At 37.5% G+C, this 11,943-nt stretch carries 10 protein-coding genes and 1 pseudogene; 6 read left to right on the forward strand and 5 right to left on the reverse strand.

What is annotated here, in order from left to right; translation table 11 throughout:
* Positions 1–193 precede the first annotated feature (193 nt).
* Both metL and metB read right to left on the reverse strand, forming a co-directional pair.
* A complete protein-coding gene (metL, locus tag Q4496_RS09800; RefSeq protein WP_303610379.1) occupies positions 194–2,668 on the reverse strand; it encodes a bifunctional aspartate kinase/homoserine dehydrogenase II in 2,475 nt (824 codons plus the stop codon).
* A 26-nt stretch (positions 2,669–2,694) separates the two neighbouring features.
* Positions 2,695–3,864 (reverse strand): cystathionine gamma-synthase, encoded by a 1,170-nt coding sequence (gene metB, locus Q4496_RS09805; protein ID WP_215973215.1) that lies wholly within the window; start codon positions 3,862–3,864, stop codon positions 2,695–2,697.
* A gap of 314 nt (positions 3,865–4,178) precedes the next feature.
* Here metB and metJ point away from each other — a divergent pair, with 314 nt between their 5' ends.
* Positions 4,179–4,517, forward strand: coding sequence for a met regulon transcriptional regulator MetJ (gene metJ, locus Q4496_RS09810; RefSeq protein ID WP_215973216.1), 339 nt, complete (start codon positions 4,179–4,181; stop codon positions 4,515–4,517).
* Between the two features lie 137 nt (positions 4,518–4,654).
* Here the strand turns inward: metJ and hemE are convergent, their stop codons facing one another.
* The gene (gene hemE / locus Q4496_RS09815) at positions 4,655–5,722 is read right to left on the reverse strand and encodes a uroporphyrinogen decarboxylase (protein ID WP_215973228.1); all 1,068 of its coding nucleotides are present in this window, start codon (positions 5,720–5,722) and stop codon (positions 4,655–4,657) included.
* A gap of 557 nt (positions 5,723–6,279) precedes the next feature.
* On the opposite strand from hemE, the gene Q4496_RS09820 reads away from it, so the two are divergent.
* Together Q4496_RS09820 and Q4496_RS09825 are read left to right on the forward strand one after the other, a co-directional pair.
* Positions 6,280–6,756, forward strand: a complete 477-nt coding sequence (locus tag Q4496_RS09820) for an acyl-CoA thioesterase (RefSeq protein ID WP_215973217.1) — start codon at positions 6,280–6,282, stop codon at positions 6,754–6,756.
* Between the two features lie 24 nt (positions 6,757–6,780).
* Positions 6,781–7,662 carry a S1/P1 nuclease gene (locus Q4496_RS09825; protein ID WP_215973218.1) on the forward strand — a complete coding sequence of 294 codons (882 nt, stop codon included), beginning with the start codon at positions 6,781–6,783 and terminating at the stop codon, positions 7,660–7,662.
* A 16-nt stretch (positions 7,663–7,678) separates the two neighbouring features.
* Here the strand turns inward: Q4496_RS09825 and Q4496_RS09830 are convergent, their stop codons facing one another.
* Positions 7,679–8,911 (reverse strand): glycosyltransferase, encoded by a 1,233-nt coding sequence (locus Q4496_RS09830; protein WP_303602250.1) that lies wholly within the window; start codon positions 8,909–8,911, stop codon positions 7,679–7,681.
* 196 nt (positions 8,912–9,107) lie between these two features.
* Positions 9,108–9,878 (reverse strand): FKBP-type peptidyl-prolyl cis-trans isomerase, encoded by a 771-nt coding sequence (locus Q4496_RS09835; protein WP_215973220.1) that lies wholly within the window; start codon positions 9,876–9,878, stop codon positions 9,108–9,110.
* A 158-nt stretch (positions 9,879–10,036) separates the two neighbouring features.
* On the opposite strand from Q4496_RS09835, the gene Q4496_RS09840 reads away from it, so the two are divergent.
* From Q4496_RS09840 to Q4496_RS09850, 3 genes and pseudogenes are all read left to right on the forward strand, one after another.
* On the forward strand, positions 10,037–11,068 hold the full coding sequence (locus Q4496_RS09840; protein ID WP_252727500.1) for a WD40 repeat domain-containing protein: 1,032 nt from the start codon (positions 10,037–10,039) through the stop codon (positions 11,066–11,068).
* On the forward strand, positions 11,069–11,311 hold the full coding sequence (locus tag Q4496_RS09845) for a SlyX family protein (protein WP_303610380.1): 243 nt from the start codon (positions 11,069–11,071) through the stop codon (positions 11,309–11,311).
* A 270-nt stretch (positions 11,312–11,581) separates the two neighbouring features.
* Positions 11,582–11,943: pseudogene (locus tag Q4496_RS09850) on the forward strand (hypothetical protein); the annotation flags it as partial.

Here is an 11,943-nt window from a genome sequence, read left to right on the forward strand (position 1 = left end):
ATGCTAGAAAATACATAACTAAGCAACCAGAACAAAAGCAAAGAAACAAGTTCAAAGACTAACTCTTATAACGATTATTACATACCACTTAGCTTGTTTTTTTAAGCAATATTTAACATATAACTTAAACAGTATAGCATAGTTAATTTTACTTGATTTAGAGGGTAAACCTGTCTTAGCGCACGATAAGCTATTAGTTTAGCCCTTTTATTTTTACTTGATGTTGCTTATGCGCTAATTGCTGACAAATATTCACAAGATCTGAATGTAAACCACCTGCAGTAACATCTCGCCCTGCACCTGGCCCACGGATAATTAATGGATTTTCTTGATACCAATGACTACTAATTTGAAAAATATTGTCGCACAGTGTCAAATTAGCAAAAGCATCTGTTTGTGGTAATACTTCTAAGCTTACTTTCGCTTGAATATTGCCAGACTCATCTACATTTAAGCGCGCCACATAACGAATACAGCTTGCTTTTTTGTTAGCATCAGCTAACGCATCAGCAAAATAATCATCTAACTCATTCGCCCTTGCTAAAAATTCTTCTCGACCGATACGTTGTAAATTTTCAGGGACTAGGTTGGTACAATCAATATCATCAAGTGACAGCTCAAAACCAGCCATACGAGCTAGAATTAATAACTTACGTTGTACATCACGGCCTGATAAATCTTCACGTGGGTCGGGCTCTGTTATCCCTTGCTCAAGTGCATTAATAAGTAACGTTGAAAATGCGGTAGAACCGTCATAGGTTTCAAACAACCATGAAAGTGTACCCGAGAAAATCCCCGCAATGGCCGTAATGGTATCGCCACTATTATTCAAATCAGCAATAGCATAATTAATGGGTAATCCAGCACCAACGGTAGTATTACCTAACCATAAACTGTTGTTTCTATCTGCGGTATTAACCAAGTTATTGTAGTGCGCAGTATCTGATGAAGCAGCCCACTTGTTCGCACCAATAACGTGAATACCGCGCGTGAAAAAGTCTTGATAAAGTAAACTAAAATCTTCACTTGGCGTAATATCTACCACAATTAATTCATCATAAGGATGATTACTTAACCAAGATAATAATTCGTCGTTGTTATACGGTTTAGCTGCTTGCTTGAATAATGACAGTGCTTGATTCACGTCAATGCCATCGTTATTGATCAAGGCTTTTTTCGACGATAATAATCCAACAAGGTGAGTATTTTCTAAAGCATATATTCTATTTAGCTGTGCGGGTAATAACTCAAGGAAACGTTCACCAATATTACCTAACCCTGCAATAAGCAAACCTATGTGGCGAGAGTCTTTAGTCATATCATGATGAACTTTATTCAATAACTCTGTACTACATGGCTCAGCTAGTACAGCAATAACACTATGATTATTTTTACTGTTTACTAAAAATAGAGGTTGAGCACTCTTTAAAGATCGCTTAAAGCGCGCTTTAATATCGCCGCGTTGTGCAACGTTATGTCCAACCGTTGCAATAATAGCCGTTGGGATAAAAGTGACTTCAATATCGTGACTAGCTAACCATTGACTTAACGCTTTTTGCTGAGATTGATTGATAACAATAAAGCCTTGTTTAGCATCAGCACAAATAGGCGTAAATTCAACTAACGCTTTTCTGAATAAATTAGCGCCTAAGTTCTCTGTTAAGTCTTCGACCGAATCCCCAATAAAACTTGTTGATTTCGCTAAGATAAGATCATTTAAATAAGTTACTGAGAGTTCTTGTTTTGCAATATGGCCAAAAGTGCCGATTTCTGTACCGGCAACTTGTGAATCAAAGCTACTTGCTACGTGTAAGTGACAATGATGCGATAAGTTTTCATTAACCAATGGCATTAACGTTTTGGCATGCAAGACAGGATTACCTAAACGTCCTAGCTCTTTTGCTACACCATTAGGTAAGCGATGTAATTTTCTCGCATTAGGAACAACGCGCGGATCAGCGCTATAAATACCGTCAACATCGGTCCATAAAGTGACATTATGAGCACCCACTAACGACGCGATAATAGTTGCCGAATAATCACTACCATTACGGCCTAGCGTACAAGTTTTACCGCGACTATCACGACTAATATACCCTGTAATTACGGCTAACTTGCCAAACTGTAGTCGCGTTTTAAATTGTGCACTACTCAAGGCATGATCAACCGCACAATTTTGTTCGTTGTCTATCACGAGAAAATCACGGGCATCAACCGAGTTACTTGGGCAAATTTTTTCATTTAATAACGCTGATAATAAACGTGCAGACCACAATTCACCGTAAGCTAAAATATCATTTCTGTGCTGAATGATATCATTCGACAGCCAAGTTCTTAACTGAACTATATCGGTAGATAATAGTTGGGTAAGCTGCTTGGAACTTTTTTCATTTAATAAGGCATTGATAAGTAACAGTTGTTGTTGCTCTAACTCGCTCAACGCTGCTGTCAGGTCAGCACTGTCTGTGTGCGCTAATATGGCAAACAAACTATCGGTGGTTTTACCGTTAGCAGACACAACAACGATGTCATTGAGTTGGCAATTTTGTCGGATAATATCAACAACGCGCTCTATGCACTGCGCATTAGCTAAAGAGCTACCACCAAACTTATGAACGTTAACAGCATGTTTAGCTAATTTATTTTGAGGTCTTTGTGATTCTGTCATTTATTCTTCTACAAAATTATTATTTATTAACGCGTTTGGCTTTGTGCTAAGCCATGCGCTAAATCGCCCAAAATGTCATTAATATCTTCGATACCAACGGAAATTCTTACTAAAGAGTCGGTAATGCCAGCAGCTAGTCTTGCGCTTTCGGCCATACCGGCATGAGTCATTGTTGGCGGATGACAAATTAAACTTTCAACACCACCTAATGATTGCGCTAAAGTGAACAATTTGAGATTAGCGAATAATTTTTTCACCGACTCAACACCACCTTTAACATCAAAACTTAGCATAGCGCCAAAGCCTGCTTGCTGTTTCTTAGCAATTTCGTGTCCTGGATGATCTGTAAAGCCTGGATAATAAACTGACTCTATCGCAGGATGATTTTTTAGAAATTCAGCAACTTGCTCAGCATTTTCTTGATGCTGCTTTATGCGAATTGGTAAAGTTTTTAGGCCGCGTACAGCAAGAAAACTATCAAATGCACTGCCAGTAATACCAATACAATTTGCCCACCAAGCTAACTCATCACCTAAAGCCTGTTCTTTAGCCACTAAAACACCGCCAACAACATCACTGTGCCCGTTGATATACTTAGTAGTAGAGTGAAAAACAATATCTGCACCCAATGTTAATGGTTGTTGTAAAGCAGGAGATAAAAAAGTGTTGTCGACAGCAACTAAAGCACCTACTTCGTGACTAGCCTTAGCTACTTCTTCAATATCAACTAAACGTAATAGTGGATTACTTGGGCTTTCAATTAGTACTAATTTAGGTTTTTGTGCTAATGCTTCTGCTAACGCCTGTTGGTTATTTTGATCAACAACAATTAACTTAAATTGACCACGTTTTGCTAAATGGGTAAATAGTCGAAAGCTTCCTCCGTAACAGTCATGAGGAATAACAACAAGATCATCAACAGATAGCAGCTGACAAATTAATAATACTGACGACATGCCAGTACTTGTCGCAATACCCACTTTACCTTGCTCTAATGTAGCGATAGCTCGAGCGAAGGTTGCTCGGGTTGGGTTACCAGTGCGAGAATAATCAAATTCACGTTTTTCATTAAAGCTTTTTAATGAATAAGTGCTAGATAAGTGAATAGGGGCAACAACAGCACCATGTTGTTTATCGGTATTAATACCCGCCTGCACTGCCGAAGTAGTAATGTTTTTAATTTTAGTATTCGACATTTTTATTCCTTATTTTCATTAACTAACACCATAAACTTATATACTTAATGTTTTGGATGTTTGGACGTCTATAACTCTAAACGTTTTGACTATTTAGGTCAAGAATTTTTAGACATCTAAACTTCTACTTGACTGGATTTCTGCAACCAGTAGAATTGCATGATTAAGAAGAAATAAGTATATGCTTCTATCTTTCAATTAAGCTTAATCAAGTTTTCATTAAGTGTTAATTAAATAATACCGTTAAATGCGTTTTTATAGTCATATAAAAATAATAATTAACCATTTACATTAATAGCTACAGAGGAATTTACATGGCTGAGTGGAATGACGAATATATTAATCCCTATGCCGAACATGGTAAAAAGAGTGAGCAAGTAAAAAAAATTACAGTCTCAATTCCTTTGCGTGTCTTAAAAGTATTAACTGATGAGCGAACTAGACGCCAAGTAAATAATTTACGCCATGCGACTAATAGCGAATTATTGTGCGAAGCATTCTTACATGCTTTTACTGGGCAGCCTCTACCTGATGATGAAGATCTCGCTAAAGATAATGAGGAAAAGTTACCCGCTAGTGTTCGTCGTATTTTAGAAGAAAAAGGAATTACCGACTTTAGTGCTTACGAAATAGATGATGACGAATCAATCTAAGTTCGATTGAGTAAATAACTAATCTAAAATAAAAAAAGTAGCAACCTCGATAGAGTTTGCTACTTTTTTTTGTGCTTCATTTTTTGTGCTTCATATAAGAGTAGCCAATATAGCTACAAAATTCGCAACAAGATAAGTTACCCGTGGTATGGCTTACTTAAACGATGCACCGACTCAATAAAGTGTCCTGCATGATCTGGATTCACATCAGGGTGAATACCATGGCCTAAGTTAAATACATGACCGGTACCGCCTTCACCAAAGCCTGCTAATATTTTAGATACTTCCTGTTCAATACGCGGTAATGGTGCATACAACATAGAAGGGTCCATATTGCCTTGTAAAGCAACTTTATCACCAACACGTGCTTTTGCTTTTTCTATATCAATAGTCCAATCAAGTCCTACCGCATCACAACCTGTCGCAGCGATATCTTCTAACCACATACCACCATTTTTAGTAAACAAAGTTACCGGCACTTGACGGCCATCATTATAACGCGTTAAACCGTCAACGATTTTATGCATATATTGTAATGAAAATTCTTTGTAATCACGTGGTGACAATACGCCACCCCATGTATCAAACACCATTACTGATTGTGCGCCAGCAGCAATTTGTGCATTCAAATATGAAATAACAGAGTCGGCTAACTTATCAAGTAATAAATGCAGTGTTTGTGGTTCAGAAAACATCATTTTTTTGATTTTAGTAAAAGCTTTTGAGCTACCACCTTCAATCATGTAAGTTGCCAACGTCCAAGGGCTGCCAGAAAAACCAATTAACGGCACGCTACCATTTAGTTCTTTTTTAATAGTACGAACGGCATTCATTACGTATTGTAATTCACCTTCAGGATCAGGTACGCCGATTTTTTCAACATCAGCTTTACAAGTAATAGGACGTTCAAACTTAGGTCCTTCGCCTGTTTCGAAATATAGGCCCAAACCCATGGCGTCAGGAATTGTTAATATGTCGCTGAATAAAATAGCTGCATCAAGTGGAAAGCGACGCAACGGCTGAATAGTAACTTCACAAGCTAAGTCAGCATCGCGACAAACTGACATAAAATCGCCAGCATCTTTACGTACTGCTCGGTATTCAGGTAAATAACGTCCTGCTTGTCTCATCATCCAAACAGGTGTGTAATCTACTGGCTGCTTTAAAAGCGCACGTAAATAATTATCATTTTTTAATTCAGTCACCAATAAACCCTCTAATTTATTCATTGTTTACTTACTTGAACTCCCCAAAATAGGAATAACAAGTAAATTATGCGCGTATTCTAGCACTCGTGGTATTTTGAATCTATGCGACAAATCAATTCATTTACGCTTAACATTCATCCCATGAAAAATATTTCAATTTAGTTACATTTCGCTAGACATTATTAATATGAATAACAATCAATCACTTAATCACTAAAAAGCATTAGTTATGCTTTATACGAAATTTATCGTCGAGTTTATGCTCTATTAAAGTTGTTGCAGTGATGAAAATGCTTTGCTATAAAATACCTGCGCAAACAAAGAAGCACTGATTAATAATAAAAATACTTCTGAGCATAATTAATAAGAAGCTTGATTAACAAGACCATAATGCGAGCATTTCAAGCCTTTCTCTTCGAGAAAGGCTTTTTTATTTGTGCTATAAAATGTATAGCTGAAAATTTATAGTTCAAATAATTATTCATTATTCCTTTCAATAGTATAAAATCGCCTTCATAGCACTTTCCTTTAATTTACGAAACTAGAGAAGAATAATGAATAGCCCACAACGTGATATAACTTTAAGATTTTTAGCTGAACCACAAGATGTAAATTTTGGTGGTAAAGTCCATGGTGGTGCGGTAATGAAGTGGATAGATTTAGCGGCTTATGCTTGTGCAGCAGGTTGGAGTGGTCGTTATTGTGTTACTGCTTATGCCGGTGGCATCCGTTTTATTTCACCAATTCATGTGGGTAGCTTGGTAGAAGTAGAAGCTAAAGTTATATACACAGGTAATTCATCTATGCATATTGCCTTAGAGGTAAATGCCTGTGATCCTAAATCGTTAAACCGACACTTAACGACCAATTGTATTGTTATTATGGTTGCCGTTGATCAAAATGGACAATCTGAAACTGTACCACAGTGGATTCCGAAAACAGAAGAAGATAAAAAACAGCATAGTACTGCAATAAAATTAATGGATATGCGCAAACAGATTGGCAGTGAAATGCAAATTTTCGCTCAGTAACTAGCTCAGTAATAAGCAAATTTAATGATGGCCAAATATATTGCGTTCACTATAGTTATTCTCGCTATTTTATTTAGCAAGCCAAGCTTTGCTTTAGGTAAACTTGGCCATCAACTTGTTTGCCAATTAGCATTTGAACATTTGCCAAAAACACAACAAAACAAAATAGCCGGCTTACTCAAGACTATTCCTGCTAAACATAAAAAACTTATTAATAATTTTAATCAGCAAAAAGCGAATAGCGCCATAACTTTTGCTAATGCTTGTACTTGGGCTGATACAATTAGACATTTAAAAAAGTTTAAAGCTTATAGTTCCTGGCATTATATGAATGTCCCTCGTTCACAAAATAAAGTTAATACAGATGAATGTCAGCAAAATTGCTTGCCTCAAGCAATTTTACAACACCAACAAGCCTTAGCACATACTCAAAGCCCTTATACATGGCAGCAAGCACAAACTTTATTGTTTTTAGGGCATTGGTTAGGTGATATACATCAACCTTTACATATTAGTTTCAAGGATGATTTAGGCGGTAACAAAATCGCCTTTGCTGATACTGATGCTAAATGCAATAACCTGCATAGTTATTGGGATCATTGTATTTTATATAAAGGAAAAGAAACTAGAACAAAGTGGCTGTCCTCATTAAGGAGCCAATGGAACAAAAGCCCTCAACCAAATTGGCAAAAGGAACAAGTTTGGCAATGGGCTAACGAATCTTTTCAAATAACGACAAAGTCGACTTTTAACTATTGCCACAAAGATAACCAGAGCGTATGTCGAAAGCCTCAAGGTAAAATAACCTTATCGCCTGATTACCTAAGCCAATATCAGCCAATTATGGAGCAAAGAATACTACAAGCCGCACAGCGCTTAACAAACGTATTGGCGGCTTCATTATAGTTGCTCTTTTCTTTGTTTATTGAGGCTTGTTCTTTTCTTCAATCCATTGAGACATATACTTAGTGCTTTTATGATGGTGATGGTTAAGCATACTACCAATAAAATTACGTTGTCGGTGTTGTTCTAAATTCTGTAGCAAGTTTGTTAAGCAAGCTGAAAGTGTTGAGAAATGCTGTTCTTGGTCAAATAACAATTGTGCATTCTGTTTGCCTAATTCACTCGCGCATTGCCAAGTGTCTGCTTCTTGATAAAGCTTTACTGCTGCATCAGCAATACTTTGTGCATCGTTTGCAACCGCTCCTGCCCAAGGTAACTGAGTTTCCATCCCTTCAATACCAATATTGGTGGTAACTGAAGGCGTTGAACACAACATTGCTTCTGCTAACTTACCTTTTATACCAGCACCAAAACGCAAAGGCGCTAAACAGACCTTCGCTGATTGCATGGATTTTATCGCGTCATCAACCCAACCTTTAACCAAAAAACCTGTTTTTACATCATGTAAATCGGTCGCTTTAGGAGGTGGGTAAGCGCCACATATATGAAGCTCCGCCTTAGGTAGCTGTTTGCGAATTAATGGCCATATTTGTTGTTTTAACCAAAGTACTGAGTCCCAATTCGGTGGATGACGAAAGTTTCCAATAGAAATAAAAGCTTGTCGTTGTTCGTAACTTGGGTTGTTCAGCATAAATTGCTCATCACTAAAAACAAAAGGTACGTAGTGCAATAAACTCTTATCTACCTTGAATAAATCCCCTAACAATTCAATTTCTTTCGGTGAAATCATTAAGGTAACATCGCAACGAAAAATAGCCGCAACTTCTCGCTTAGCTAAATCAGATGTTAATAAGTCAGTGTCTGTCATCTCGCTATTTTTTTTATGCGCATCGTGTCTTGCATGGCGTAAACAAAAAAGATCTTCTGTGTCTAAAACTCTTAAGGCCTGCGGACATTGTTCGATAACACGCCAGCCAAACTGCTCTTCCATCATAAAGCGGTCGAACATCACAACGTCAGGCGCAAGTGAGCCAATGAAATCATCAAAACTCGCACAGTTAAGCTTAATATCAACACACTCAACATTAAGTGCCATGAGATCAACCATATGATCGGTACGTTGCGCAGGGCTAGCAAATACGACTTGATAGCCTTGCTGCTGAAAAAAGAAGATAAGTTGCAGCATACGACTACCTGCCGCAGAAGAATTTGGCTCAGGCCAAACATAACCAATAATAAGAAGTGTGTTCATGTAAATCTAGGCGCTTTAAATAAAAAGGAGTATACACGCAGTTTAACATTGATGGCAGCTTGATATTATCTTCCTTCGAACATAAAAAAAGCCACTGATCGTTAATTAATGATCGGTGGCTTTTCATTCAATAGTAGTTATGCTGGTTACTGCTAACTTAAGCTAAGCCTGTAACCATGAAACTAACATTTATTTTCTATTTATCAGCAGGTGCTGTGCCTACTTGTGGTGCTGGCTCACTTTTTTGAATTTCTAACAATTCAATTTCAAACTCTAATACTGAGTTACCTGGAATGCGTGGTGGATTACCATTCGGGCCGTAAGCTAAATCAGAAGGAATAGTAAATTTGAATTTAGAACCAACTGACATTAATTGTACGCCTTCAGTCCAGCCTCTAATAACACGATTCAGTGGGAATACAGCAGGCTCACCACGGTCATAAGAACTATCAAATGTTTCACCATTTAAGAAAGTACCTTTGTAATGTACTTTAACAGTATCAGTAGCAGCAGGCTTATCACCTTCACCTTCAACTAATACAACATATTGAATACCTGACTCGGTTACCATTACGCCTTCTTTCTTAGCATTATCTTCTAAGAATTTTTGACCAGTCGCTAAACTTGCCTCAGCTTCTTGAACCGCAATTTCTTGCTGCTTAGCTTTCATTGTTTCATCTAGCTTAGTCAATAATGTTGTAATTTCTTCTTGTTCCATTACTGATTTATCATTAATGCTATCAACAAAACCTCTTACGATTAATTCTTTCTCTAAAGCTAAACCTAATCTTTCATGCTCTTCTAGATTACGTTGCATATACATGCCGATTGACGCACCTAAACCGTAGGCTTGTTTTTGAACTTCTGCTTCTAATACAGGTGCTTTAGCTTCTTCTTTAGCGCCTTCTTGACAACCAGCTACAGCTAATAATGCAACAGCAACTAAAGTGGGTTTAAAAAATTTCATTTATTTCTCCGTAAAAACATCACAATTGGAGAATCCCCCAATCCATCTATTGTCTTTTGTTTACACCATCTATTGAAGAATTAAATCCAAGATAAGGTTAAACAATTTTAAAAAACGCCTTATACTAACGAGAAATGCGCCAATAAAAAAGTATTAATATGTTGCTTAACTTTTCAAAAAATATAAAACATCGCTTAACGACGATAAAAGTACTGGCTGCATGCTCACTTTCTCTTCTATTTATGCAGGGCTGTACACCTTCTGTGGATAAGCCGATAGCTCGATACCTACATGCTGTTGAGGGAAGTTATGCGGCAGATATTTCTAATGACGGCAAATGGAGTGTAACCTCTTCAATTTATCATGGAATTAGTGTTTGGGATTTAGAAAAAAATGCCCTCACCTACCAATGGGCTCAACAACAGGACAGTAGTGACAATTTAGTCCTGACCATTGATATTAGTGATAATAATAGCCATGCATTAACTGCAAGCAGAGAAAATTTTGCTCTGTGGAATATCAAAACAGGCAAGTCTGAAGGGTATTGGAAAGTAAGAGAATCTACTATTCGTGATATCAGCATTAGTAATAATGGTGATTATTTACTTATAGGTAAAGGCAATGGCACGGTTCTTCATGTTACTGTTGATACTGGCAGACGATTAGAATTTTTAGGCCATAAAGAAAAAATAAATTCTGTAGATATGACACCTAACGGAAGAATAGCCATGTCTGGCGGTAATGATTTTACGGCTTACATTTGGGATACTGTATCAGGACAAGTTATTTATCAATTTAACCATACATCGCGAGTATCGAAAGTAGCATTAGATCCACAAGGTCGTTTTGCTTTTTCTGCCGACAGTATGAAGTCAGCCCATATTTGGGATTTAAAAACAGGTAAATTGATATCAACACTCAAAGGCACTAAACGCCAAGAAGTATTTAGCTCTATACAATTTTCTCCTGACGGAAAAACCTTAGTAACGGGCGCAGCCAGCAGTAAGGTGAGCGTTTGGAATGTTGACACCGGAGAACGCACTGCTTCGTGGCACGTTACGCCAAAAGAAGCAAAAATACCGACAGGAGCAGTTGTTTATAGCCTGGCATTTAGCGATAATAACACCTTATTAACCGAAAGCTCTTCAGGATATGCTGAGCTTTGGCAACTCCCTAAAGAAAGCAATTAAATGACAGCTAACAAATCAGAAGAAAATGCTATCCAAATTCTTGAAGAACGTATCAATGCGCTTGAAACTCGAAACCTTTTTCAAGACGATGTTATTGAACAACTAAGCGCCGAATTAACCGCTCATCAAACACAAATTTCTGAGCTAAGAGAGCAAATTCAATTAGTTGCTAATAGACTAAAAGATTCAGGTGCACTAAATTCAGGTAAAGAAGAAATAGAGCCACCTCCTCCGCATTATTAAAAAATAATGCTAATGCACTGCATAATATCTGATAAGAGACTAAGATAGAGTATAGATAGAGAGTAATAGAGTAGGACACCCATGGAGATAGAGTAGGAGACACCCATGGAGATAGAGTAGGACACCCATACTTTAGAAGATAGGAGCATAGAGTAGGACACCCATAGAGATAGAGTAGTAGATAGAGTAGGACACCCATACTTTATACTTTCTTGAATAAATAAGAATTCCTGACTATGTTTATAAAGTAAACACGTAAGGAGTTTGATTATGACACAATCTCGCCGTCAGCAAGTTTCATTACAAGACACCCGTTACTATCACCTAATCTCTCGTTGTGTGCGCCGCGCTTACCTGTGTGGTGAGGATGCTTATAGCAAACAAAGCTTTGAACATCGTCGCCAATGGATGGTCGATAGAATTCGTTTCTTAACCAATATATTTGCCATTGATGTGGCCGCTTATGCTGTGATGTCGAACCATTACCATCTTGTGGTCTATGTGGATGAAGAAGCCGCTTTAGGTTGGAGTAACAAAGACGTCTGTCAACGTTGGTTAGCCCTTTATAATAATCATCCGCTAGTTGAGCGTTGGCAACAAGGTACTAACAGTGGCGAAGCTGAAACTGAAGC

It is taken from the genome of Colwellia sp. 5_MG-2023, assembly GCF_030547795.1.
Taxonomy (GTDB): Bacteria; Pseudomonadota; Gammaproteobacteria; order Enterobacterales; family Alteromonadaceae; genus Colwellia.

Bases quoted from the DNA above. Each gene is read 5' to 3' on its own strand.
- Q4496_RS09830 (WP_303602250.1), bottom strand. From the start codon at position 8,911: ATGAACACACTTCTTATTATTGGTTATGTTTGGCCTGAGCCAAATTCT.
- Q4496_RS09820 (WP_215973217.1), top strand. From the start codon at position 6,280: ATGAATAGCCCACAACGTGATATAACTTTAAGATTTTTAGCTGAACCA.
- Q4496_RS09835 (WP_215973220.1), bottom strand. From the start codon at position 9,878: ATGAAATTTTTTAAACCCACTTTAGTTGCTGTTGCATTATTAGCTGTA.
- metB (WP_215973215.1), bottom strand. From the start codon at position 3,864: ATGTCGAATACTAAAATTAAAAACATTACTACTTCGGCAGTGCAGGCG.
- Q4496_RS09845 (WP_303610380.1), top strand. From the start codon at position 11,069: ATGACAGCTAACAAATCAGAAGAAAATGCTATCCAAATTCTTGAAGAA.
- Q4496_RS09825 (WP_215973218.1), top strand. From the start codon at position 6,781: ATGATGGCCAAATATATTGCGTTCACTATAGTTATTCTCGCTATTTTA.
- metL (WP_303610379.1), bottom strand. From the start codon at position 2,668: ATGACAGAATCACAAAGACCTCAAAATAAATTAGCTAAACATGCTGTT.
- Q4496_RS09840 (WP_252727500.1), top strand. From the start codon at position 10,037: ATGTTGCTTAACTTTTCAAAAAATATAAAACATCGCTTAACGACGATA.
- metJ (WP_215973216.1), top strand. From the start codon at position 4,179: ATGGCTGAGTGGAATGACGAATATATTAATCCCTATGCCGAACATGGT.